The 23,766-nt window shown below is 44.5% G+C and carries 23 protein-coding genes; 16 read left to right on the forward strand and 7 right to left on the reverse strand.

Translation table 11 applies throughout. From position 1 onward, the window contains the following. From IM485_RS08750 to IM485_RS08775, 6 genes are all read left to right on the forward strand, one after another. The coding region (locus tag IM485_RS08750; protein ID WP_287638279.1) for a transposase at nt 1–106 on the forward strand (106 nt) is incomplete at its 5' end. A 332-nt stretch (nt 107–438) separates the two neighbouring features. Further along, nucleotides 439–1,827 carry an LCP family protein gene (locus IM485_RS08755; protein WP_104396663.1) on the forward strand — a complete coding sequence of 463 codons (1,389 nt, stop codon included), beginning with the start codon at nt 439–441 and terminating at the stop codon, nt 1,825–1,827. Between the two features lie 2 nt (nt 1,828–1,829). Continuing rightward, nucleotides 1,830–2,330, forward strand: coding sequence for a pentapeptide repeat-containing protein (locus tag IM485_RS08760; protein ID WP_104396662.1), 501 nt, complete (start codon nt 1,830–1,832; stop codon nt 2,328–2,330). A gap of 347 nt (nt 2,331–2,677) precedes the next feature. Beyond that, nucleotides 2,678–3,265 (forward strand): anthranilate synthase component II, encoded by a 588-nt coding sequence (locus IM485_RS08765; RefSeq protein WP_287742486.1) that lies wholly within the window; start codon nt 2,678–2,680, stop codon nt 3,263–3,265. A 61-nt stretch (nt 3,266–3,326) separates the two neighbouring features. Beyond that, complete coding sequence (locus IM485_RS08770; protein ID WP_287742488.1) at nt 3,327–4,136, forward strand: MBL fold metallo-hydrolase; 810 nt, start codon at nt 3,327–3,329, stop codon at nt 4,134–4,136. 79 nt (nt 4,137–4,215) lie between these two features. After that, a complete protein-coding gene (locus IM485_RS08775) occupies nt 4,216–5,853 on the forward strand; it encodes an ABC transporter permease (protein WP_287742490.1) in 1,638 nt (545 codons plus the stop codon). Here the strand turns inward: IM485_RS08775 and IM485_RS08780 are convergent. After that, nucleotides 5,850–5,978, reverse strand: coding sequence for a hypothetical protein (locus IM485_RS08780; protein ID WP_287742491.1), 129 nt, complete (start codon nt 5,976–5,978; stop codon nt 5,850–5,852). The two genes, IM485_RS08775 and IM485_RS08780, sit on opposite strands and share 4 nt — an antisense overlap. 165 nt (nt 5,979–6,143) lie before the next feature. Here IM485_RS08780 and IM485_RS08785 point away from each other — a divergent pair, with 165 nt between their 5' ends. From IM485_RS08785 to trpE, 3 genes are all read left to right on the forward strand, one after another. Beyond that, nucleotides 6,144–6,311 carry a hypothetical protein gene (locus IM485_RS08785; protein ID WP_287742507.1) on the forward strand — a complete coding sequence of 56 codons (168 nt, stop codon included), beginning with the start codon at nt 6,144–6,146 and terminating at the stop codon, nt 6,309–6,311. 121 nt (nt 6,312–6,432) lie between these two features. After that, the gene (locus IM485_RS08790) at nt 6,433–6,858 is read left to right on the forward strand and encodes a photosystem I reaction center subunit II PsaD (protein ID WP_002740397.1); all 426 of its coding nucleotides are present in this window, start codon (nt 6,433–6,435) and stop codon (nt 6,856–6,858) included. A gap of 377 nt (nt 6,859–7,235) precedes the next feature. Further along, nucleotides 7,236–8,756 carry an anthranilate synthase component I gene (trpE, locus tag IM485_RS08795; RefSeq protein WP_104396659.1) on the forward strand — a complete coding sequence of 507 codons (1,521 nt, stop codon included), beginning with the start codon at nt 7,236–7,238 and terminating at the stop codon, nt 8,754–8,756. A gap of 111 nt (nt 8,757–8,867) precedes the next feature. On the opposite strand, the gene IM485_RS08800 is transcribed toward trpE, so the two are convergent. From IM485_RS08800 to IM485_RS08815, 4 genes are all read right to left on the reverse strand, one after another. Beyond that, nucleotides 8,868–9,605 carry a PulJ/GspJ family protein gene (locus tag IM485_RS08800; RefSeq protein ID WP_104396658.1) on the reverse strand — a complete coding sequence of 246 codons (738 nt, stop codon included), beginning with the start codon at nt 9,603–9,605 and terminating at the stop codon, nt 8,868–8,870. A 724-nt stretch (nt 9,606–10,329) separates the two neighbouring features. Continuing rightward, a complete protein-coding gene (locus tag IM485_RS08805; protein ID WP_287742495.1) occupies nt 10,330–12,699 on the reverse strand; it encodes an endonuclease MutS2 in 2,370 nt (789 codons plus the stop codon). 189 nt (nt 12,700–12,888) lie between these two features. Further along, nucleotides 12,889–13,290, reverse strand: a complete 402-nt coding sequence (gene psb27, locus IM485_RS08810) for a photosystem II protein Psb27 (protein ID WP_104396655.1) — start codon at nt 13,288–13,290, stop codon at nt 12,889–12,891. 362 nt (nt 13,291–13,652) lie between these two features. Then, complete coding sequence (locus IM485_RS08815; protein WP_287742497.1) at nt 13,653–15,017, reverse strand: sensor histidine kinase; 1,365 nt, start codon at nt 15,015–15,017, stop codon at nt 13,653–13,655. A gap of 243 nt (nt 15,018–15,260) precedes the next feature. Between IM485_RS08815 and IM485_RS08820 the strand changes: the two genes are divergently transcribed. The 3 genes from IM485_RS08820 (at nt 15,261) to IM485_RS08830 (ending at nt 17,659) form a co-directional block, all read left to right on the forward strand. Next, complete coding sequence (locus IM485_RS08820; protein ID WP_287742499.1) at nt 15,261–16,469, forward strand: RNA-guided endonuclease InsQ/TnpB family protein; 1,209 nt, start codon at nt 15,261–15,263, stop codon at nt 16,467–16,469. A 24-nt stretch (nt 16,470–16,493) separates the two neighbouring features. Next, entirely contained in the window at nt 16,494–17,186 is a 693-nt protein-coding gene (locus IM485_RS08825) for a response regulator transcription factor (protein WP_002801205.1), read from the forward strand. Between the two features lie 170 nt (nt 17,187–17,356). Continuing rightward, nucleotides 17,357–17,659 (forward strand): hypothetical protein, encoded by a 303-nt coding sequence (locus IM485_RS08830; protein WP_287742501.1) that lies wholly within the window; start codon nt 17,357–17,359, stop codon nt 17,657–17,659. A gap of 55 nt (nt 17,660–17,714) precedes the next feature. Here the strand turns inward: IM485_RS08830 and IM485_RS08835 are convergent, their stop codons facing one another. Beyond that, nucleotides 17,715–17,828 carry a hypothetical protein gene (locus IM485_RS08835; protein ID WP_311131225.1) on the reverse strand — a complete coding sequence of 38 codons (114 nt, stop codon included), beginning with the start codon at nt 17,826–17,828 and terminating at the stop codon, nt 17,715–17,717. A 326-nt stretch (nt 17,829–18,154) separates the two neighbouring features. Here IM485_RS08835 and IM485_RS08840 point away from each other — a divergent pair, with 326 nt between their 5' ends. After that, nucleotides 18,155–18,718, forward strand: coding sequence for a Uma2 family endonuclease (locus tag IM485_RS08840; RefSeq protein ID WP_287742505.1), 564 nt, complete (start codon nt 18,155–18,157; stop codon nt 18,716–18,718). A 243-nt stretch (nt 18,719–18,961) separates the two neighbouring features. On the opposite strand, the gene IM485_RS08845 is transcribed toward IM485_RS08840, so the two are convergent. Further along, the gene (locus tag IM485_RS08845; RefSeq protein WP_052277101.1) at nt 18,962–19,621 is read right to left on the reverse strand and encodes an SDR family oxidoreductase; all 660 of its coding nucleotides are present in this window, start codon (nt 19,619–19,621) and stop codon (nt 18,962–18,964) included. A 124-nt stretch (nt 19,622–19,745) separates the two neighbouring features. Between IM485_RS08845 and IM485_RS08850 the strand changes: the two genes are divergently transcribed. From IM485_RS08850 to IM485_RS08860, 3 genes are all read left to right on the forward strand, one after another. Then, nucleotides 19,746–20,450 (forward strand): DUF1997 domain-containing protein, encoded by a 705-nt coding sequence (locus IM485_RS08850; protein WP_104396648.1) that lies wholly within the window; start codon nt 19,746–19,748, stop codon nt 20,448–20,450. A gap of 151 nt (nt 20,451–20,601) precedes the next feature. Continuing rightward, nucleotides 20,602–22,395: a translational GTPase TypA gene (typA, locus tag IM485_RS08855; RefSeq protein WP_158199051.1), complete on the forward strand. Its 1,794-nt coding sequence runs from the start codon at nt 20,602–20,604 to the stop codon at nt 22,393–22,395. Nucleotides 22,396–22,599: 204 nt separating this feature from the next. Beyond that, nucleotides 22,600–23,571, forward strand: coding sequence for a ribose-phosphate pyrophosphokinase (locus IM485_RS08860; RefSeq protein ID WP_172456653.1), 972 nt, complete (start codon nt 22,600–22,602; stop codon nt 23,569–23,571). Nucleotides 23,572–23,766: the final 195 nt, after the last annotated feature.

Here is a 23,766-nt window from a genome sequence, read left to right on the forward strand (position 1 = left end):
AATTGAGGGAATGAATACCAAAATAAAGCTTATTAAAAGAATGAGTTATGGATTTACCAATTTTCAACATCTTCGACTTAAGCTGTTTGCTTGCTTTAATTCATAACAAAAATTAACACACGAAAACCAGAAGAGCCAAAAACGGCAAAAATAAGGATTAAATGGCATAAAATCTCTAAATAGACCATTTAATTGCTCATTATTCATTCTTAATTCTCCTGACTACTGACTACTGACTACTGACGACCGACTCCTAACCAACCAAGACAAATTTTGATTTTTACCACAGGTCTATGATAGCCAGTTCCTTAACAATATGTTACAATAGCCGGCGAGAGGGGGGTAGCCAATATCTGGAACTTTTGGGCTAGAGATAGATTCTAGGGATCAGCAGTCACCTCCTAGAGTAAGCTTTTAATCAGATGTTGAGGTTAGTCTATGGCCAATGTTTCCGGGCGGTTTGAAAAGCAAGAATACAGCCAAAACTCAGAAAATACCGTCACGGTGGTCAGTTCAGTCATGTCCGGTTTAAAAAAAGCATCTCCCCTGCAAAAGGGCTTATTTTGGGGAATAACCCTCAGTTTTACCGCCCTAGTTTCCGCCACTGTTGGGGCTGCCGTCGCTTTAATTAGTCCCTTACCCGCACCAATTGGGGCTATCTTCCAAAAAACATCTTTTCCCACCCAAACAGACATCCTTGAGGATCAAGCTTGGAATAGCTTAATCAATCAGCAGCTTTCTCGTCCTGTTAATATTTTAGTTATGGGCATCGATCGAGTTTTAGATGCCAAAAACAGCGACGATGTATTTAAAGGTCGCAGCGATACCATGCTCCTAGTGCGCTTCGATCCTAGCGATAAAACCGTGAGAATGCTGTCTATCCCTCGCGATAGCCGTGTCAGAATCCCCGGCCACGGTTTCACTAAAATCAACGATGCCAATGTTCACGGTGGACCAACTCTAGCGGCAGCAGTGGTCAATAATACTTTAGGGGGTGTCACCGTTGATCGCTATGTGCGGGTGACTACCGATGCCTTTAAGGAATTAGTCGATTTAGTCGGGGGTGTAGAAGTTTATGTACCCGAACGAATGTATCATAAAGATGTCACCCAAAAATTAGAAATTGATTTACAAGAGGGTTGGCAAAATCTCAACGGCGACCAAGCAGAACAATTTGCCCGTTTTCGTAACCCGCAATACGGCGATATTGGTCGCGTACAAAGACAACAAATTTTATTAAAAGCACTCCAACAAAAGATTTTTAGTCCGACAATTCTCCCCAGTCTCCCGAAAGCAGTACAGGTTTTACAACAATATATCGATACGAACTTAAGCGTCGAGGAAATGCTGGCTATCGCTAATTTTGGCCGGGAAATTAAACAGGATGACCTAAGAATGATCCTACTCCCCGGCCGGTTTAATAGCCTCGAAGAATACGATGGTCGCAGTTATTGGATTTTGAACCGTCGCGAAATTAGAACCATTGTGGCTAATAATTTTACCGATAACTACGCGGGGGGAGAAACCTCCGTTTATAATCTGCGGATTGCCATTCAAAATGCCACCCATACCAAAGGTTTAGCCCGTCGTACTCGTAATTATCTAGCCAAACGGGGCTACACAAATGTTTATATTAGCGATGACTCCTCCCAAAAGCTAGAAACCACGGCAATTATTGCCCAAAAAGGTGATGTTCAGTCCGCTAACCTCTTGAAAAATCAATTGGGAATCGGTAAAGTAGAATCATCCTCCACTGGTGCTTTAGACTCAGACCTAACTATTCGGGTGGGTGATGATGTGGCCCAGTTTCTCGACGCTCAACAGTAACAATGTTGAAAAATTTTTTCAGTCTGGTTTTAATTATTTTGCTGGCAATTCTGTGGCTACTTTTCGCGTCCCGTCCGGTGGCCTTGGCCCAAGATAAAACGATTAACTATAGTTTTGCCCAGCTGCAAGATCGGGATTTTTCCCATCAGGATTTGCGCGGAGGAGTTTTCGCAGCTGCCGCGATGCGGGGAGTTAACCTAGAAGGGGCCGATTTATCCTATAGCATTCTCACCGAGGCTGTCCTCTTAAAAGCTAACTTAAAAGGGGCTGATTTAACTGCCTCTTTGGTAGATAGAGTTACCCTCGATTTTGCCGATTTAACTAATACTATTTTTACCGATGCGATCGCTACTCGCAGCCGTTTTTATGACACAATTATTACCGGGGCCGATTTCACTAACGCGGTCATTGATAACTATCAGGTCAAGTTAATGTGTGAACGGGCCGATGGGATTAATCCGGTCACGGGAGTGGCCACCAGAGATAGTTTAGGCTGTGATTAGGGTTTGCGGCAAAAAGTTTTTCCTGGGGGCAGGGTGTGGGGTGTGGGGTGTGGGGTGTAGGGTTTTACCCATTTTCAGGGAGTCAATTACCTAATTTTTAGGGAAAAAGTCCCTGAATTTTCCCCCCAATCACTCCAATGGTCGGCACTTTTTGAGGGAAAAAAAATCTAAAAACCTTATCCAACAAGGTTTTTAGATTTATTCAGCCAACCCTAATTAGCAATTCCGGACAGATTCTAGCTGACTGCTCAAAAATAGCTTACCTCCTCTGGCGCTGCTGTCTCGATCGAGACAGCCGGGATGTAGAATAAAAATACTGAGCGAGGCTAGAGAAAGGAGAGGGACTCTTGATAATCGTCATCGATAACTATGATAGTTTTACCTACAATTTAGTCCAGTATTTGGGAGAATTAGCGACTGAGTTTCCGATCGCTGTGCCGATCGAGGTCTATCGTAATGATAAAATCGATCTGGCCACGATCGAACAAATGCGGCCGGATGGGATTGTCATTTCCCCCGGTCCTGGTCGTCCAGTCGATGCGGGCATATCTCTGGAATTAATCGCCAAATTTGGCCCCCATTTGCCGATTTTGGGGGTCTGTCTCGGTCATCAAAGTATCGGTCAGGTATTCGGAGGGGATGTGGTCTCGGCCCCGGTCTTGATGCACGGCAAAACTTCCCCAATCTATCACAACAGTGAAGGGGTATTTCAAGGCTTAGAAAATCCTTTTACTGCCACCCGTTACCATAGTTTAGTGATCGATCGCTCCACCATGCCAGATAATTTAGAGATCACGGCCTGGGTCGAAGATGGTACGGTCATGGGAGTCCGTCATCGGGATTACCCCCACATTCAAGGAGTACAATTCCATCCCGAAAGTATTTTAACCACTGCCGGCAAGGAACTTTTAAGAAACTTTCTCCGATCCCTCTAGTGTTTACTAATCCCCAACCCCTGAAATTAACCCTAACTTGATTAATTCTGCATCTACATTTATGAAAAGGCGAGATTTTATCTTATCGGCGGGGACAAGTTTCTTAACCGTGACAGTAAGCTCAGTTTTAGCGGAAACTAAACCGAAACCCACTAACCCCACTTCCCCCCAAAAACCCGATAATTCCCTCTTAGTTCAATGGTTGGGTCATAGTTGCTTTTTATTCACCGGAGGAGGTCAAAGAGTCCTCGTTAATCCCTTCCGGGCGATCGGTTGTACGGCGGGTTTTCCTTTGCCAAAAGTAGAAGCAGATGTCGTTTTAATTAGTAGTCAACTCTGGGATGAAGGGGCGGCCGAGGGTTTACCTGGTAATCCGAAAATTTTGTTTGAGCCGGGGGCCTATGATCTGGGTAAATTAAAATTCCAGGGCATTAGTATTGCCCACGATCGCATGGGTGGGCAACGTTTCGGCATGAATGTGGCCTGGCGTTGGACCCAAGCAGGGATTAGTATTGTCCATTTAGGAGGGGCAGCGGCCCCAATCGAATTAGAACAAAGAATTCTCCTAGGTTCCCCGGATTTAGCTTTTATTCCCGTGGGAGGTGGTCCAAAAAATTATAATCCCCAAGAAGCAAAACAGGCGATCGAAGTTTTACAGCCGCGAATAGCTGTCCCGACGCAATACTTCACCAGTGCCGCCGATAAAAATGCCTGTGAATTGGTCTCTGTAGATGAGTTTCTCAAGTTAGTCAAAGATAAAAATATCCGTTTAATCGGGGACAATAAATTACGGATTCGTGCCGCCGATTTACCGAAAAAAGGGACACTCATTCGCGTGTTTGACTACCGCAATCTGTTACAGAAATCCTAACTTTTAGGAGCCATTGACCTAGGCCTGCTTTAGAGCATCTCCTAGTTCTCTAAAAATTGCTTTAACAATCTTATTAAAAATGTTTTTGCTGAAAGAATCTCGCTCTTTTTTTAGACAGGGATGGACAATTGCAGTTTTACTAATTGCCCTGCTTGTTTCCCTGCCAATTTTATCGGTGGCCAGTAGTTTATTAACTAATTCCAGTCAAGTCTGGCAACATCTGCTCGAAACTGTTCTCTGGGATTATCTAGTTAATTCTTTTTGGTTAATGAGCGGGGTGGGTAGCGGTGTTTTAATCATCGGTGTTGGCACCGCTTGGTTAACAACGATGTGTCAATTTCCCAGTCGTCAACAATTTCAATGGTTATTATTACTACCCCTTGCCGCTCCTGCCTATCTCTTGGCCTATACTTATACCAATATGATGGACTATTTTGGTCCGGTGCAGACCTTCTTAAGAAGTGTTTTCGGTTGGAATAGTGTCGAAGATTATTGGTTTCCTAATATCCGTTCTCTTTGGGGGGGGATTCTGATGTTAATACTGGTGCTTTATCCCTACGTTTATCTGTTAGCAAGGGTCGGTTTTTTAGAACAATCTGTCTGCACAGTGGAGGCAAGTCGCTCCCTGGGATGTAATCCTTGGCGCAGTTTTTTTACTGTCGCTTTACCCCTAACAAGACCGGCAATTATGGCGGGATTAGCCCTAGCTTTAATGGAAACTCTGAACGATTTTGGTACGGTGCAGTATTTCGGAATTAATGCTTTTACCACGGGGATTTATAATACTTGGTTCGGCATGGGCGATCGCATAGCGGCGGGGCAGTTATCCACAGTTTTAATGGTATTTATCCTCGTTTTAGTTTTCCTTGAACAATCCTCCCGTCGTCAAGCTCGTTACTATGAAATGACCAATCGTTTCCAGTCACCGACTAAGTACAAACTGGGATTTATTCGGAGTTTTTTGGCAATGTTCTCCTGTTTTGTGCCAGTATTTCTGGGGTTTATTGCCCCTGCTTTTTATCTAGCTTATCTAGCCTTTAACCATGCCCAAGAAACTTTTAATAATGACTTTTTTAGTCTATCGGGAAACAGTTTTTTTCTGGCTAGTTTAAGCGCAATTATTGCGGTAGTTTTAGCTTTAATTCTCGCCTACGGGGAAAGACTTAATCCGAATAAAACTCTTAAAGGGTCTGTGCGGATTGCGGCCGCTGGTTATGCTATCCCCGGCATTGTTATCGCAGTGGGGGTTTTAATTCCTCTCGGCAAATTAGATAACTTTTTCAACCAAGTATTAAATATCAATTTAATTCTGAGCGGCACGATTTTCTGTCTAATTTTTGCCTATATTGTCCGGTTTTTAGCCGTAGCTTTTTCCACATTAGAATCGAGTTTAAGTAAAATTAAACCTAGTTTAGATGATGCTTCCCGCAGCCTTGGCTATGGCACCGGCGCCACTTTAATCAAAGTGCATATTCCTCTTTTGTCGGGGGGATTATTGACGGCAGCCATGTTAGTTTTTGTCGATGTGATGAAGGAATTACCGGCTACTTTGGTGTTAAGACCTTTTAATTTTGATACCCTAGCGGTGCGCGTTTATCAATACGCCAGCGATGAACGTTTGGTGGAAGCGGCGGCACCAGCCCTGGCCATTGTCCTAGTGGGATTAATTCCGGTAATTTTTTTAAGTTGGCAAATTTCCCGACGGGCGATCGATTAAAGTGGTGGCCGAGCGCCTGGCCGCTTAGTTCTATTTAGGGTTTGCGGCAAAAAGTTTGTTGGTGGGGTGTGGGGTGTGGGGTGTGGGGTGTGGGGTGTGGGGTGTAGGGTTTTACCGATTTTCATCTGGTCAATTACCTAATTTTCAGGGAAAAAGTGCCTAAATTTCCCCCCCCCCGATCACCCCAAGGTCTGGCACTTTTTGATGGGGAAAAAGTCTAAAAGTCTTATACAAGAAGGTTTTTAGATTTATTCAGCAAACCCTAAATAGGGTTTGCGGCAAAAAGTTTGTTGGTGGGGTTAGGAGTCAGGAGTCAGGAGCCGGTCGTTAGGAGCCGGTCGTCAGGAGTTAGGAGGCAGGAGTCAGGAGACAGGAGACAGTTTCATTTATTCTCCCCACACCCCACACCCCACACCCCACACCCTGCCGCGAGGAAAAACTTTTTCGGTAAATCCTAGTTCTATAGTCTAGTACAAAATAATGTTACAGTTCTTGACAAGACTACTAGAGAGGGGGGGTGTCAGTGATAGGATTCCCTAAAACCCCTTTTCTTTATTTGTGTAGAGAGAACAAAATCCTATGACAGAACTTTCTGGAAAAGCTCCTAAGTTCGGTGGCAGCACGGGCGGTTTACTCGCCAAAGCCGATCTGGAAGAAAAGTACGCCATCACCTGGACAAGCAGCAAAGAACAAGTCTTTGAAATGCCCACCGGTGGCGCCGCTATCATGAACGAAGGCGAAAATCTCCTCTATTTGGCCCGCAAAGAACACGCGCTCGCTCTTGGTACCCAATTCCGGACGAAATTTAAGCCCAAAATCGAAGATTACAAAATCTATCGGATTTACCCCAGTGGTGAAGTGCAGTATCTCCACCCCGCTGATGGTGTCTTCCCCGAAAAAGTTAACGCTGGTCGTGAATTTTTCGGCAAAAAAGACCGCAATATCGGCAAAAACCCGGAACCAGCGACAATTAAGTTCTCTGGTGTCACTCCCTACGAAGCATAAATAAACCCTAAAATCGAGAGTGGGGAGTTAGATTTAGAAGCTATTTAGCCCCAAGATTTAACTTCCGACTCTCGATTTCTATGATCGCAATCAATTGCTAGTTAGGGTTTGCGGCAAAAAGTTTTTCCTGGGGTTAGGAGTTAGGAGTCAGTAGCCGGTCGTCAGGAGTCGGGGTGGTCACTGCGTGCGCGACGTTCGGCGACGCTCAGTCGAGCCGTTGCGGGGGGTGTTAGGGTGTTAGGGTGTTAGGGTGATGAGACAACTTCCCCACTTCCCCACTTCCCCATTCCCCCATTCCCCCACTCCCCCACTCCTTCATAATTCATAATTTATAATTCATAATTCATAATTCCTTCCGTTTCCTGAACCATCAAAATATGATCTTCCCCGACTTCGATCGCTTTCGTCAACTGGCTGGCCAAGGTAACTTTATTCCTGTCTATCAAGAATGGATCGCTGACCTAGAAACACCCGTTTCGGCCTGGTATAAAGTTTGTGCCGATCAAGCCTATAATTTTTTATTAGAGTCGGTGGAAGGGGGCGAAACCTTGGGACGCTACAGCTTTTTAGGAGGCGATCCCGTCTGGGTATTAGAAGCACGGGGAAACACCACCACCCAAACTTTTCGCAATGGTTCTCAAGAGATTTTTTCGGGGGATCCTTTCGAGATTTTAACCCAATGTTTAGCCCCGATTGTGCCGGTTAAATTGCCACAATTACCCGCTGGAATAGGGGGTTTATTTGGTTTTTGGGGTTATGAATTAATTAATTGGATTGAACCGCGAGTGCCTATTTATCCAGCTACCGATGCCGATCTACCGGATGGTATTTGGATGCAGGTGGATAATCTAATTATTTTCGATCAAGTTAAACGGAAAATCTGGGTGATCGCTTATGCGGATATCCGGGGTAACAATCCCGATTTAGCGGCTGCTTATCAAGCGGCCTGCGATCGAGTGACACAGTTAGTTCTAAAGCTACGATTACCCCTACCAAGTAATGCCAAAACTCTGGAATTATTACCGGTTGGTCAGGGAAAAGAATTAGTCTATGAAAGCAATACAACTCAGGAAAAATTCTGTCAAAATGTCCTAAAAGCTAAGGATTACATCAAAGCTGGGGATATTTTTCAGGTGGTTATTTCCCAGCGTTTAAATGCCAATTATCATGGCCATCCCTTCGATTTATATCGTTCCTTGCGTCTGATTAATCCTTCTCCCTACATGGCTTTTTATAACTTTAAGGATTGGCAAATTATTGGCTCTAGTCCTGAAGTGATGGTTAAGGCAGAACGGGACGAATTAGGTAAAATAAGAGCCACTGTCAGACCAATTGCTGGCACCCGTCGCCGGGGACAAAACTTCAGTGAAGATCAAGCTTTAGCAACGGATTTACTGCAAGATCCCAAAGAAATTGCCGAGCATATTATGTTAGTGGATTTGGGGAGAAATGATCTAGGTCGAGTGTGCGATCGAGGTACGGTCAAAGTGGATGAATTAATGATAATTGAACGTTATTCCCACGTTATGCACATTGTTAGTAATGTGGTGGGGGATTTAGCCACCAATAAAAGTGCTTGGGATTTATTAAAAGCCTGTTTTCCGGCGGGAACTGTCAGTGGGGCCCCGAAAATTCGCGCTATGGAAATTATTCATGAATTAGAACCCTGTCGTCGCGGTCCCTATTCAGGGGTTTATGGTTACTACGATTTCGAGGGACAGTTAAATAGTGCCATCACAATCCGCACTATGATTGTTCGTCCCCAAGGTAATCAAAATTATCTGGTTTCTGTGCAAGCGGGAGCGGGGTTAGTAGCCGATTCTGAGCCGGAGAAGGAGTATGAAGAAACCCTCAACAAAGCGAGGGGTTTATTGGAGGCAATTCGCTGTTTAAGTTAGATTTTTTAGCCCAGGATCCTCCTTCTTTATTTAACCTCATTACCAGGAACGATCGGAGCCTTGAATAACTTCATGGGTTGGTACTCTCTGGGGGGGTACGAGGAAAAATACTTAATCGGTAGCTCTAGGAGAAACTCTGGTGCTGACAGAGTATTTAACTTTATCCCTATTTCCATTAGTCACAGTAGTCATCTCTACCTCAGCGTTGGCATTCAAAATCACTTGACCACCACCCGCGCGAATACAGGTAAAAAAACCGTCCACAACAGGGTTAGGATTGACGGCGATTAGGTTAAAACCCTCGGGACAGATATCATCAGGAGCCGGTGCTGGTGCTGCTAACCTATCGGTGACGGGGGAATGTTGCCAAGAATTAATATTATAGTTGCCGTTAGCGTCCAAGTCTGGACCGTAGCGCCACAAGACTCGCGGACCGGTTAAGCTATTTTCAGGGCCTTTGGTATAGTAAACGATCTGTTCATTGAGCGGAGCCTGACCGGGATTGTTGGGGTCGGGAATTTGGAAAGCAAGAACTGCTCGCGCTCCTGTGGGTACTTGAGTACTCGTGATCGCAGTTTCAGAATCAGCGATAATTCTTGCTCGTCTCACTTCATCTGAAACAAACTCTAGAGTACGATTAAGATTATTTTGGATTTCAGTACCAGCATTAGCTTGATAGTTGCTTCTGAGCAGGTTAGTTACGCCAATTCCCGCCACCGAGATGACAATCACCATCATCAAACTTGCCAGTAAAACTTCTGTAATCGTGAAACCTGCTTGCAGAGGACGATGAGCCGATTTTTTTTGTAAACGGCCTAGGTGATTGATGTACTCTAAATAAGAACGCATAGCTTTAACCCCACATTCCGTACTAAAAAACAAGGACAAAGAAAATAAGAAAAACTCTCATGACAACAGATAATACTGGCAAGTAGTAGCTCCCAAAAAGCCTAAAAGCCTCTCTCGCTCATGGGTTAGATTGATAATTTGGGGACAATTGTTCAGTACAACCCAATGAATCCCCCTCAAACATTGAAAAATCCAAGGCAATGTCGGACGCTGAGTCGGCTTTCCCAATTGATTCGGCACCGTTTCCTCTTGCTCTTCTAGAGCTAGTCTCAGTGGACGTTGCCCTAGGTTGTACACTAACAAACACAACGCCATAATCAAGGCTAAAAAACTAATGCGCGGGGGGGTTGGGGAGTAGAACCCCCCAAAAGCTTGGATTGAGTAATAAAATCGGCAGTAATACTAAATCCGTTGAGTATAGGCTACATATCAGGAGAGGCACTCATGCAAAAGGGGGAATAAATAATCAGTTTTTAATAACCGGATTTAGGATCAGAATATTTTCATGTTTGGCGGTGCCAAGTTTGGCATCACGACTGATACTAAATCCGTTGAGTATAGGATACTTATGAGGACAGGCAAAAGGCAAGAGGTAAAAGGCAAAAGAGGGAATAGATAATCAGTTTTTAATAACTGGATTTAGTCTGACGACCGACTCCTATCTCCTGACTCCTGAATACTGTCTCCTGGTTCCTAACCCGACAAAAAACCTATTCAGCAAACCCTAAGTTAAATAAGCGATAGTTACCCCTGAACCGCCCTCATTTTGGGGTGCTAATTGAAAGCGTTTTACCTGGGGATGACGGGATAAAAAATCGTGAACACCTTGACGCAATTTCCCCGTACCTTTACCGTGAATAATCCATAATATACCCGATGGGGTAGCCCTGACGATCGCCTGTTCGATATCCGTTTCTGACTCTGCCACCCTGGAACCGCGAATATCGACGGTATTATTAGAAGTACGAATTAAAGGAGTCTCCTGGGGTTTTGTGGGAGTTTGGGGCAAATTTTTGGCAGGTTTTGGCGCAGTTTCCACTTTTTGACCATCCAAAGACTCAATCTGGTCTAAGGGTAGGGTCATCTTCATCATACCGAAACGCAGGGAAATCTCCTCTGATTCTGGTGAAATTGCTAAAACTTCGGCAGTTTGTCCCAAATTAGGCAAGCGTACCCTTTCCCCCACTTGCGGACGATAATTAACCTTAGTTTTTTCCGTTTTTGGTAATAACCTTTCTGCGATCGCAGTTAACTCCTCTGTGGCTTTTTGAGCATCCCTACCGGTTTTTGTTCCCGCTTGCAATCGACGAATAACATCATTAATCTCTGCTTTTGCCGATAATAAAGCCTTTTGTATCTCCTGCTCCTGATAACGCTTTAATTCTCGCTCTCTCTCCTGTAGAGAATTAGCCCGCGTGGACACCTCTGTATAAAATTTCTCCGTTTGTTGCAGTAATTGACTAGCTTCTTGAGCTTTTGACTCCTGTTCCCGTCTTTGCGCTTCCAAACCAGCAATTACTTGATTTATCTCCTCCGATAACCCCCCCAGATGATTTCTCGCTTCGGCCACAATTTCGGCACTTAATCCCAAACGCTGGGCAATAGTTAAAGCATTAGAACGGCCCGGAATGCCCCATAATAGTCGATAAGTGGGGGAAAGAGTGCGATCATCAAACTCTACCGAGGCATTTTCAAAGCGAGAATCTCGATACTTTAATGCTTTTAATTCCCCGTAGTGGGTGGTAGCCACCGTCAGTAAACTATGATCAGCGAGGTATTGTAAAATAGCGATCGCTAAAGGACTTCCCTCGGCCGGATCCGTACCTGCTCCCACCTCATCGAGTAAAACCAAGGAACGAGAATTTAAAGCCGCTAAAATGCGGACAATCCGGCGAATGTGACCCGAAAAAGTCGATAAACTCTGTTGTAAAGACTGTTCATCCCCGATATCGGCTAAAACCTGATCGAACCAGGGTATCTCTACCGGTTCCCGCGCTGGAATAAACAAGCCCGCTTTCGCCATTAAAGCCGCTAATCCGAGAGTTTTTAAAGTAACGGTTTTTCCGCCGGTATTTGGTCCGGTGATAGCAACAACGCGAATTTCTGGGCTAATCTGCACATTTATCGGTACGACCTCCCCCCCCTGTTCGTGGTGTTTTTGCCACCAGAGCAAAGGATGGCGCAAATTCCGCAAAGTAATCGTTTCCGAACCATCGATAAAGTGGGGGGGATTACCCTCTAGCCATAAACTGTAACGGGCCCTAGCGGTGGCCAGATCGAGCCTAGTAGCGATCGCTAGTAAATATTCTAAGTCCTCAAAGGCTTCGGCGATTGTATTACTTAACTGCCGCAGGATTTTTTCTTCTTCGATTTGTTCCAGACGACGATATTGCCGCAGTTGATTGCCTTGGTCAACGATAGAGTGAGGTTCAATGTAAAAAGTCGCCCCTGTGCTGGAAGTATCGTGAATTATCCCCGGTATTTGCTCTTTTTGCGCTGCTTTGACGGGAATCACCCAGCGTTCGCTTCTTTGGGTAATGACTGCTTCTTGGATAGCACCGCCCTGTTTTTGCATGATATCCTGCAATTTTCGGTAAATTCGCTCTCTAATCACCTTCATTTGTCCCCGAATTTCGCGTAATTGGGGACTAGCGCGATCGGATATGCGGCCATCTTCATCGATACAACGGTGTATTTCCTGTTCTATCTCTGGATAGGTGCGAATTTCGGCTACTAACTCCTTTAAAACTGGTATATCTTCCTGTTCGTCAATTAAACGCCGTAAACGTCGCACTCCCGCTAAAGTCGTGGCAATATTTAAAAGTTCCTGTCCCGATAATAAACCCCCCAGATGCGCCCTTTCTAGGGCATCACCGATGTCGGTAATCCCATCAAAGGAAAGACGACTATCTAATTTTTGTTCTAAACTATAAACTTCTTTGGTTTGGCAGAGTAGGTTTAAACTTTCCTCTTTGCTTTCTGGTAAGGGCAATTGACGAATCGCGATCGCACCTAGTTTAGTCGCTGCAAAAGTAGCTAGGTGTTGACATAGCCGCGGCCATTCCAATAATTCTAGGGTTTCGTCTTGAATCAATTTTGTAGTTTTTTATAATACGCTTTGTATTTCTAGTCTAACCAGATTTGGCCTGATTTTTACAGGAGTGGGGTGTGGGGTGTGGGGTGTGGGGTGTGGGGTGTGGGGTGTGGGGAGATGGGGGGATTTCAACTAATACCCCAAAACCTTAACCCCCCAAAACCCTAACACCCAACCCCTAATCTGTATCTAAATTCCTTTCTGGAGAGAGAATTGCACCTGTTTAAATTCTTGTTTTAAACGTTGTTTGAGTTTGTCGGGGATGGGACGGGAACCGTAGGCGGTATAATAACCTGCCAGAGAGTTTAAGGCTGTTTGCATTGTAGTGAAAGAACGCAAACCCCCGGATTTTTTATCTCGTCGGTAGAGGGAGATGTAATCGTTGATTTGTTCCTTTGCTTGCGACTCAACTGCCGCTTTATTCGGGTCATCTTTGACCACATCAAGGGCTGTGGTTAAAGTTTCAATCACCGTCAGGGTATCCTGTCCATAATTGCCCGTTAACCCTGAACTACTAGAACAACCCATCAATCCGATGACAAGGACGAGAACCAAAGCTAATAAGCGAGAAATGTAAGGTTTTAGAGACATATTTTCAACACCATAAGTTAATCCCAAGTCACCTTATCCTATCAGGAAACCGTGACCAGTTCTTCATGGGAGTCAACCGGCTGCAAAAATCAGGGGTCAACTGGCGGATAAATAGCCCAAATATAGGCTTTTTGGGCGGTAAAAGCCCTATTTTTGCCTAAAACTTAGATGCCATTAACCCGAAGTGAGTTGATTTTGGACTAATTCCGGCCGCGATAAGGCACTGGTGACGGTTTCAGGGTCGATCGAGATTGGACTTTGCGATCGATCAATCTAGAAGATAAAAATTCTCCATTGCTTTCGTCCCATTTCGGAAGAAAGAAAGTTAAATTTTGTAATCTTTAGGGCCGCTCAAGCTGGAACTAGGGTGAAATGGGCAGTTTGACGGTAAAGCTTGTTCCCTCACCCACTTGGCTATCTAGGGCGATTTCGCCACGGTGGAGTTCGACGCATTTTTTAACCACTGCTAACCCCAATCCCGTGCCGATAATATTTTCCACATTCTGACCCCGATAAAAGGGTTCATAGATCTTACCTCTGTCTTCGTCGGCAATGCCGATCCCGTGATCCCGGACTTGAAAAACAATGCGATCGCTATCTTGCCACAACATCAAACTAATCCCTGCTCCTGTGGGGGAATATTTAATCGCATTTAAGAGTAAATTACTTAAAATCGAGTAGAGCAGTTTCTCGTCTAGATAAGGACGGATCATCAATCCCTGACTGACAAATTTAATCGGGGTATTATTTTTATTAATAAATTGAAAATCCTCGACTAAATTTAAACAAAAAGCTTCAATATCGAGCGGCTCTAGTTGACAAATTAGATTCCCAGATTCTGCCCTTGTTAAAATTAAAATATCTGTTAAGAATTGATTCATTAGCTTGACAGAAGACTGGATTCTATATAGGTTTTTTCTACTCGACTGCTCTGCATCTTTTAAGCCATTTTCTAATAACTGCGAGGCAGAAAAAATAACGGTTAAAGGGGTTCGGAACTCATGGGATATCATGGAAAAAAGCTGAATTTTTAGATCAGAAAGTTCTTTTTCCTGTAGTAATAACCGGTGAATTTCATCACTTTTTTGTCGCCGTTTCTCTTGCCAAAAAACTAAAAAATAAACTCCGCAAATAATCCCAAAGCTAGTAAAAGTTCCCAGTAAACCCAACAGAGAATTTTCGCTAATACTATCCCTAGAACTAGCGATGCTACTTCTTAAATTCCTTTTCTGACTAGCTTGTAAATAGGTAAGAAGATTTTGAAACTTATCCCGGATATCGACACTTTTAACCGTGATTGTATCTTGCAAAAGATCATCGGATCGATCGGATTTATAGGTGGCGATCGATTGATTAAATAGAGCAATTCGCCGATACATTAAATCCCCGATCTGAGTCACCATTTCCCGCTCGAAATCCGTGCCGTTTTCTAATTGTTTAGCCAAGAGTTGCCAGTTAGATTGCATCAAAGCGATCGCCCGACGATGACGGCCCAATTCACTGGGGCTGCCAGTTTTGATATAACCCCGTCTTCCCGATTCGGCCACCGCCATGTTAGCGTAAAGATTAGCGAGATTATCGATGATCTCGTAGGTAACTTCCACCTCAGCAGCGCGCTGACGCAGAGCGAGGGTATTGCGATAGGAAACTAGGCTAATAGTTCCCATCAGTAAAACAGTTAGCCCGAAACCCCCCGCGATCCATTTTCCTTGTTTGAGCCAATTCATCAGCAGCAAACCGAAGCTATTTCCAGCTTACTCTATCTAAATGGAGCAAGAGGACTCCCGTTAAATTTCTCCTTAATTAAAAATATACCAGAAATTAACGGGAGATGAATTGCCCCCAGAATCTAAACTAACGCGACAGCGTTTCCTAATAAGGAAAGGCTTGATTCTCAAGGTATGTATGAGCTTGACATATTTAAGCGGTAAGTGTTATACTGAAAAGATAGCACAGATGGGGTCAGGCTGATGTTAAATGTTTTAAAAGTGAGAATATACCCAAACAAAAAACAGGAACTAGCCTTAGCTAAAAACTTTGGTTGCGTCCGTTTTGTTTGGAATTACTACTTAAATAAAACTAACAATCAGTACCTAGAGACTGGTAAAGGAATGACCTACTGTGACATGGCAAAAGACCTTACCCAACTCAAGAAACAACTGGATTTTGAATGGTTAGCTGAGGCTACTGCCGCTACCTTGCAGCAATCATTGAAAAACTTAGAATCTGCTTTTAAGAACTTCTTCTCAAAAAGAACAAAATTCCCTAAATTTAAAAGTAAGCACAAAAAACAATCAATCCGTTATCCTGAAAGTTGTTCAATTAGAAATAAGGGAATTAAGCTACCTAAATTAGGGGTTGTAAAAGCTAAGATTTCTCAAGTAATAAATGGTAAGATTAAATCCGTAACTGTTTCTAAAACCAGTACAGATAAATATTTTGCTGCCATCTTGTTTGAGATGGATGACTCAACAACCATTGAAAAACTAAAAATATCAGGGATAGACCTAGGTTTATCTTCTTTAGTTACGGTTTTTGATGGTGAAACAACCTACAAGATTGACCCAATCAAACCTACCAGAAAATATGCTAAACGTTTAAAGCGGAGACAACAAGCATTGTCTCGTAAAGCCAAGGGGTCTAATAATCGCCAAAAAGCCATTAAGGAGGTAGCCAAGGTTCACGAAAAGATAGCAAATACTAGACAGGATTTTCTTCATAAATTCTCCAGAAAGTTATGCGATGAAAACCAAATCGTTGTAGCCGAGAATCTGAATATTAAAGGGTTAGCAAGGACTAAATTAGCTAAATCAATACATGACGCTGGTTTTGGTATGTTGCTTAATTTCTTGGACTACAAGCTAAAAAGAGAGGGAGGAAAACTTGTAGAAGTTGACAGGTTTTATCCGAGTACAAAACTCTGTTCTTGCTGTGGATTTAAAAATGATTTATTGACTCTCAGTATTCGTGAATGGATTTGTCCAGAATGTAAGACGCAGCACGATAGAGATGAAAACGCCGCTAAGAATGTAAGGGAAGAAGGTATGAGAATACTGTCAACAAATACCGATGGACAGTCGGAATTTCAAGCTTGGGGAGAAACTGTAAGACTCGTTGGTACTTGTACCGAAAAGCGGGTTTCTGTGAATCAAGAATCCCCCGTCACAGCGTCAGCTTGACGGCGGGAGTGTCAAGTCTAGACCATGCGAATTTTAGTAGTAGAAGATGATATGCAACTAGCCGAGATTTTGCGAGAGGCATTGAGCGAGCGACAATACGTTGTCGATGTGGCTAGAGACGGAGAAGAAGGCTGGAATTGGCTAGAATTAGGCAAATATGACCTTTTAGTTCTCGATGTCACCCTGCCCAAATTAAGCGGAACTTTACTCTGTCAACGTCTGCGACGAGCGGAATCCCATCATCCCGTTTCTGCTAATGCCACCGTTCCCGTCCTATTATTAACCGCAAGGGATACGGTAATCGATAAAATCGACGGATTAGACGCAGGGGCCGATGATTATGTCACTAAACCCTTCGATTTGGGCGAATTAATGGCGCGGATTCGGGCCTTGATCCGACGCGGCAGCAGCACCAGCAGTGTTTTATTATCTTGGGGGGGTTTGCAGTTAAATCCCAGTACCCACGAGGCCAGTTATAACGGTCAATTTCTTTCCCTCACCCCCAAGGAATTCGCTCTCTTAGAATTACTTGTTACCCATGGGCGCCGGGTCTTAAGTCGATCGGGTATTATTGAGCGAGTTTGGTCTTTGGACGATTCTCCGGCCGAGGAAACCGTTACTTCCCATATTCGCGGTCTTCGTCACAAGCTAAAATCCCTCGGTGCGCCAGAAGACTTTATTGAAACCGTTCACGGTCTTGGTTATCGTTTAAAGTAATATCTGCCTTTAGACAGTGGACAAAATCATTTCTGCACGAAATCTGCACGAAGTTTGCAGAGGGTTTCCATAATCACCCGTTAAATTAGAAAGTTAGACAGGTGCAGGACTTCTAGACAATCAGATCGGTCAAACCTGTGACTTTCCTCTCCTAAACGGGGCTGCTTGACATGATTTACACGCGATTTGACTATCACGGTTGGCAGATTGAATTGATCCTAGAAATGCAGGGTTATTCTTTTCAATGTTGGCGAGTGGATGGCAGCGAAGGAATTAGCGATTGCCTAGTTTATGCCACCTGCGAACAAGCTTTAGCGGCTGCCCGACGCAGAGCGGATCTAGAGTCCGCTTGTCTTGCCCTATTGCGATTTCTCAATGATATCGGCGGCCGGAATTATTATCTCAGCCGCGATGATCGCGATGCTCTTAGCCAGTCAATTTTAGAATATGCCCGTCTGGGTGGTGTTTCCTAATTTCTTCCCCGGAAGTTTTCCCCCCATTGAGAATGATTCTCGCTCCGATTTTTTTTCAGGCCACTTTTGGTAATAGAATCGTGACAGTGGTTCCATTACAGGAGATACTAGCAATTTTGATCGAGCTGCCGTGTAGTTCCACGCATTTCTGCACTACCACCAAACCCAACCCTGTCCCAGCGATGTGACGGACATTTTTATATAGGGTTTGCTGAAAAAGTTTTTCCTGGGGGCAGGGTGTGGGGTGTGGGGTGTGGGGTGTGGGGTTTTACCAGTTTTGAGGTGGCCAATTACCTAATTTTCAGGGAAAAAGTGCCTAAATTTCCCCCCGATCACTCCCAGATCCAGTACTTTTTGATTGACAAAAGGTCTAAAAGTCTTACCCAACAAGGTTTTTAGATTTATTCAGCCAGCCCTATATAACTGTTTTTGATCTTCTCTGCTTGGAGAAATTGCGATAAGATTAAGGATCATAGCGATAAATAAAAAATTTTTATGGTTATAACTGTTAATAATTCCCTGACACTAAGGGAATTTCTACAATTACCAGAAACTAAACCCGCCAAGGAATTTATTGACGGTCAAATTATTCCTAAACCCATGCCACAAGGTAAACATAGCACCATTCAAGGTGATTTAGTTCCAGCTATTAACGCTAGTCTAAAACCCCAACGAATTGCCCGTGCTTATCCTGAATTGCGTTGTACTTTTGGCAGTCGTTCTCTAGTTCCTGATGTTTCAGTTTTTCTCTGGGAAAATATTCCCCGCGATGGCGAGGGAAAAGTATTAAATAATTTTGCGATCGCTCCTGACTGGTTAATTGAAATTCTCTCTCCAGATCAAAATCAGACTAAAGTTGTTAAAAATATTCTTTATTGTCTAGATCACGGCACTCAAATGGGTTGGTTAATCGATCCAGAAGAAGAAATTATCTTTGTTTATTTTAGTGATCGAACTATCGCTATTTTTGAATCAGAAAATGCTCTTTTACCCGTCCCCGCTTTTGCGACGAATTTTCAAATCACCCTCGGTCAATTATTTGACTGGTTAAGAGGTTAACGGATTATCAGTTATCAGTTATCAGTTATCAGTTAAGTAGCTGGTTATAATTAAATTAAAAATGGATTTTAGGTTCGATCCCCCCTTAATCCCCCCTTAATAAGGGGGGCATCTGATAATTTTTAACGCATACCTACTTATCAGTTATCAGATATGAGTTATCAGATATGAGTTTTTAGTTTCCAGATTTGAGTTATCAGTTCACTGATTACTGTTCACTGATTACTGATTACTGATTACTGTTTAGCTGACACTTTGAAACAATTGAGTCCAATCGAGATTGGGAGCATCTGAGGGAGCAACAATTTCGAGAATTTTATTGTTAGCGGCGGGATAAAATAGGGATTCTACGCAAACCGAGGCCACTTTCGTGCGGGGAATATTGCCCTCAGATAGGGTATCGGCGGATGACATTTTAATGGCATTAAGATTATCCTCGTTTTTAAGGCCGCCGGGGCGCACAATCGTGTAGGTTAGTCCACTATTGATTAAATAGTCCTCCGCTTGTTTTTTCCAGAATAAAATTAACCAAAAGAGATTGAGGGGATGGAAAAAGTTCGACACACAGAGGGAAGTAACGAGAACAAAATGTTCGATTCCTTTCTTTTTGGCGGCATCGATGAGATTTTTAGTTCCCAAGTAGTCCACTAACAAAGGTTCCGTGGGATTAAAACTCGGTCTGGCTCCCGTGGCGCATAGCAAAACGCTACAATCAGCGATGAGTGCCTCTAACTTATCGGCCTGTTGGACATCTCCGACGACGATTTCCACCCCTGCTGGCAAAATTTCCGCCGCTTTCTCGCGGTTTCTCACCAAAGCACGCACGGGAATCTGACGTTCGACTAATTGGGCAACGATTCGCCGTCCCGTTTCCCCTGTGGCTCCTGCTACAAATGCTTTCATCGCTTCTTGACCAAATAGTTTTTAACAATACGTTACACTAATCTCAATTCTACAAATTTCCCCGATCCTTTGGCGGTTAATCCCCAAATTTTTCTAACACTATCATTTGCCAGGTTTATAAGTCATGCAGTGTCCCCCCATTAACTCCCTAGCTCGCGAATCTGTAGAAGTCAAAGAAGACAATCAATTTCTCGGTTTTCAAACCCATTTTGCCGGATCTATGGATATGTATGGCAATCAGGACACGGTTGCCGATTATCTGGGCGCTCACGAAGGTTGGTTTTGTCGTTGTGCCGAACCGATGAAAACTCTGCCCTTCGGTGACAATGGTTATATTATCACCATCGGTAAATATGGAGCTTTTGGCTATGAACTGGAGCCGAAAATCGCTGTGGTTCTGGATCTGCCCGTCAATGGAGTCTATCATACTCGCAGTGTCCCCATTCCCGATCAACCGTTTTTGGGCTATCTAGTGGATTATCAGGCAATTATGAAACTAGAGGAAATGCCGCTATCTTCTCCTAATCAGGAAATTGAGGCAATGTTTCGGCAACAGGGACGGGAAATTCCGGCGGTTATCACCCAAGTCACCTGGGAACTGCGTATGGATGTTATGGTTAAGTTTCCCAAGTTTATTTATAAGATTCCCCGTCCCATTCTCCAAAAAACCGGTGATAAACTGTTGACGCAAATTGTTCGCCAAGTTTCCCCCCGCTTAACCTACAAAGTTCAAGAGGATTTTCACTCTAGCTTCAATTTACCCCTACCCCCTACCTCCAGTCGTCTTTTCTATCGTCTCGACTCCTGTGAGGGTGGGTTGCTTGCTTAGGGTTTGGGGGGTCTGTCAACAGTAATCAGTAGAGCTTGCTGATGGGAAACCAAGGAAAAATAAAGATTTGCTAACGGTGCTGGTCAGTCTAAGCTAGAATTTTAAGAAATGTTTACTTGTAAAAATAAACCTAAGACTACTTCAATATTTTATGTCTCTGCCTATCCGTAACGTTGCTATCATTGCTCACGTTGACCACGGGAAAACCACCCTCGTCGATGCACTCCTCAAACAGTCGGGAATCTTTCGAGAAGGGGAAGATGTACCCACCTGCGTCATGGATTCCAATGACCTCGAAAGAGAACGCGGTATCACCATTCTGGCCAAAAACACCGCCGTTCGTTACCAAGACACCCTGATTAACATCGTCGATACTCCCGGTCACGCCGACTTTGGTGGCGAAGTGGAACGGGTTTTAGGTATGGTGGACGGTTGTATCCTGATTGTCGATGCTAACGAGGGGCCGATGCCCCAAACCCGTTTTGTGCTGAAAAAAGCCCTAGAAAAGGGATTAAGACCAATTGTCGTCGTTAATAAAATCGATCGCCCTAACGTGGATCCTAACCTAGCCGTGGACAAAGTTTTCGATCTGTTTGTGGAGCTGGGTGCTGATGACGACCAGTGTGATTTTACTACTCTGTTCGCTTCCGGGATGCAAGGATTCGCCAAAGAAAGCCTCGAAGACGAAGACAAAGATATGCAGCCCCTCTTTGAGGCGATTTTACACCACGTTCCACCACCGGCCGGGGACGTTAACAAACCCCTACAGCTGCAAGTAACCACCCTCGATTATTCGGAATACTTAGGACGCATCGTTATCGGCCGCATCCATAACGGCGTAATTAAAGCCGGTCAACAGGCTGCTTTAGTAAAGGATACGGGCGCGATTGTCAAGGGTAAAATAACAAAACTTCTTGGTTTTGAAGGTCTCAAACGGGTGGAATTAAACGAGGCCAGCGCCGGTAATATCGTCGCTGTGGCTGGTTTTGCCGACGCTAACATCGGGGAAACGGTAACTTTAGCCGATGACCCGCAAGCTTTACCCCTAATTAAAGTCGATGAACCGACCCTACAAATGACCTTCTCGGTGAACGATTCTCCCTTTGCCGGTCAGGAAGGCACTTTTGTCACCTCGCGGCAAATTCGCGATCGTCTCATGCGAGAATTAGAAACTAACGTCGCCCTACGGGTGGAAGAAAGTGATTCTGCCGAGAAATTCCTAGTTTCGGGACGGGGAGAACTGCATTTAGGCATTCTCATCGAAACCATGCGTCGGGAAGGCTACGAATTCCAAGTATCGCAGCCGCAAGTTATCTACCGGGAAATTAACGGTCAACCCTGTGAACCCTACGAATACCTAGTTTTAGATGTACCCGAAGAAGCGGTGGGTTCCAGTATCGAACGTCTCGGCCAACGGAAAGGGGAAATGCAGGATATGCAGACGGGCAGCAATGGCCGTACTCAATTGGAATTCGTGATTCCGGCCCGGGGTTTAATCGGTTTCCGGGGCGAATTTATCCGTCTGAGTCGCGGTGAGGGGATTATGAACCATAGTTTTCTCGAATATCGTCCTTTCTCCGGGGAATTGGCCACCCGTTATAATGGCGTGATTACTGCCTTTGAGGAAGGAGTCGCCACTTTCTACGCCCTCAAAAATGCCGAGGACCGGGGAGTATTCTTTATTACTCCTGGGACAAAAGTGTATAAAAACATGATTATCGGCGAAAGTAACCGGCCCCAAGACGTGGAGATCAATATCTGCAAAACTAAACAGTTAACTAACCATCGTTCCGCCACCGGGGATGAATTGGTTCAGTTACAATCCCCCGTGGATATGAGTCTCGAACGCGCCCTCGAATACATCGGACCGGATGAGTTGGTAGAAATTACCCCGAAATCGATCCGTCTGCGTAAATTACCGGTGAAAAAGTTAGCCAAACGTTAATCGGTTTTGACAAAATCCGGCGGCAATTTTGCCATGGCCGTTGCTGCTAAAAGGGGCAGCAATGGCTCGAAGATGATCGGTAATTGGTTAAGATTGAGATCTAACAAAGAAATCCACTCAGATTTTCAACAAAACTGAGATGATAGAAAAAAGTGCCTTGAGTTTGAGGGTAAAGAATCTGCTGTGAGCTATTCTGCTACTTTGATGCGACATCCGATGTTTCCCGCCGCGTCGGACAGCAATCGTCTGCGTCTCTTTTCGGGATCCGCTAATGTATCTCTCGCCCAAGAGGTGGCCCGTTATCTGGGTATGGATGTGGGGCCGATGATTCGTAAACGTTTCGCCGATGGTGAATTGTACATCCAGATTCAGGAATCGATCCGCGGCTGTGATGTCTATTTAATTCAACCCTGTTGCAATCCCGTCAACGATCATTTGATGGAATTGTTGATCATGATTGATGCCTGTCGTCGTGCTTCTGCCCGACAAATTACCGCCGTAATTCCCTATTATGGTTATGCTCGCGCCGATCGCAAAACCGCCGGCCGGGAATCGATCGCCGCTAAACTGGTGGCTAATCTGATCACGGAAGCGGGGGCAAGTCGCGTGTTGGCCATGGATTTGCATTCGTCCCAAATTCAAGGTTATTTCGATATTCCCTTCGATCACGTTTACGGTTCCCCAGTGGTGGTGGACTATCTTCTCAGTAAACAATTACCCGATATCGTCGTGGTTTCTCCCGATGTGGGTGGGGTGGCCAGGGCGCGGGCTTTTGCCAAAAAACTCAGTGATGCTCCCCTAGCAATTATTGATAAACGCAGGCAAACCCATAATGTGGCGGAAGTGATGAACTTGATCGGCGATGTTAAGGATAAAACGGCGGTTTTAGTCGATGATATGATCGATACGGCTGGTACGATCGCTCAAGGGGCGCAGTTACTGAAAGCCAAGGGGGCGCGACAGGTTTATGCTTGTGCCACCCATCCGGTTTTTTCTGGTCCGGCGATCGAGCGTTTATCCAGTGGCATAGTCGAGGAAGTGATCGTTACTAACACGATTCCCGTGCCGCAAGAACATTTTTTCCCGCAACTGAAAGTCTTGCCGGTTGCCCCGATTCTGGGTGAGGCCATATGGCGCATCCATGAGGACAATTCCGTGAGTAATATGTTCAAATAGATGGCCGAATCCCCCTAAAACTAGGGGGAATTTTTATATTTAGGGCTTGCTGAATAAATGTGAAATGTAGGCAAGGTAAGGGTTTTGTGGCTTTTCTCGTGAAACAGGTGCAAGATTTTGAGAGAATCGTGCTTCAAAACCTTGCGTCTTCATCAGCCCGCGTCCTGTAGGGGCGAAGCATTCGGGCAATAACCT

Origin of the sequence: Microcystis sp. M169S2, from assembly GCF_020245865.1 — a bacterium.
In the GTDB taxonomy this organism is placed as follows: Bacteria; Cyanobacteriota; Cyanobacteriia; order Cyanobacteriales; family Microcystaceae; genus Microcystis; species Microcystis ichthyoblabe_A.

What these genes read in the sequence shown, in the direction of transcription:
- IM485_RS08800 (WP_104396658.1), bottom strand. Translation starts at nt 9,605, where the DNA reads ATGCGTTCTTATTTAGAGTACATCAATCACCTAGGCCGTTTACAAAAA.
- IM485_RS08790 (WP_002740397.1), top strand. Translation starts at nt 6,433, where the DNA reads ATGACAGAACTTTCTGGAAAAGCTCCTAAGTTCGGTGGCAGCACGGGC.
- IM485_RS08820 (WP_287742499.1), top strand. Translation starts at nt 15,261, where the DNA reads ATGTTAAATGTTTTAAAAGTGAGAATATACCCAAACAAAAAACAGGAA.
- IM485_RS08780 (WP_287742491.1), bottom strand. Translation starts at nt 5,978, where the DNA reads ATGAAAATCGGTAAAACCCTACACCCCACACCCCACACCCCACACCCC.
- IM485_RS08775 (WP_287742490.1), top strand. Translation starts at nt 4,216, where the DNA reads ATGTTTTTGCTGAAAGAATCTCGCTCTTTTTTTAGACAGGGATGGACA.
- psb27 (WP_104396655.1), bottom strand. Translation starts at nt 13,290, where the DNA reads ATGTCTCTAAAACCTTACATTTCTCGCTTATTAGCTTTGGTTCTCGTC.
- trpE (WP_104396659.1), top strand. Translation starts at nt 7,236, where the DNA reads ATGATCTTCCCCGACTTCGATCGCTTTCGTCAACTGGCTGGCCAAGGT.
- typA (WP_158199051.1), top strand. Translation starts at nt 20,602, where the DNA reads ATGTCTCTGCCTATCCGTAACGTTGCTATCATTGCTCACGTTGACCAC.
- IM485_RS08770 (WP_287742488.1), top strand. Translation starts at nt 3,327, where the DNA reads ATGAAAAGGCGAGATTTTATCTTATCGGCGGGGACAAGTTTCTTAACC.
- IM485_RS08860 (WP_172456653.1), top strand. Translation starts at nt 22,600, where the DNA reads ATGCGACATCCGATGTTTCCCGCCGCGTCGGACAGCAATCGTCTGCGT.
- IM485_RS08840 (WP_287742505.1), top strand. Translation starts at nt 18,155, where the DNA reads ATGGTTATAACTGTTAATAATTCCCTGACACTAAGGGAATTTCTACAA.
- IM485_RS08845 (WP_052277101.1), bottom strand. Translation starts at nt 19,621, where the DNA reads ATGAAAGCATTTGTAGCAGGAGCCACAGGGGAAACGGGACGGCGAATC.
- IM485_RS08850 (WP_104396648.1), top strand. Translation starts at nt 19,746, where the DNA reads ATGCAGTGTCCCCCCATTAACTCCCTAGCTCGCGAATCTGTAGAAGTC.
- IM485_RS08760 (WP_104396662.1), top strand. Translation starts at nt 1,830, where the DNA reads ATGTTGAAAAATTTTTTCAGTCTGGTTTTAATTATTTTGCTGGCAATT.
- IM485_RS08815 (WP_287742497.1), bottom strand. Translation starts at nt 15,017, where the DNA reads ATGAATTGGCTCAAACAAGGAAAATGGATCGCGGGGGGTTTCGGGCTA.
- IM485_RS08830 (WP_287742501.1), top strand. Translation starts at nt 17,357, where the DNA reads ATGATTTACACGCGATTTGACTATCACGGTTGGCAGATTGAATTGATC.
- IM485_RS08825 (WP_002801205.1), top strand. Translation starts at nt 16,494, where the DNA reads ATGCGAATTTTAGTAGTAGAAGATGATATGCAACTAGCCGAGATTTTG.
- IM485_RS08755 (WP_104396663.1), top strand. Translation starts at nt 439, where the DNA reads ATGGCCAATGTTTCCGGGCGGTTTGAAAAGCAAGAATACAGCCAAAAC.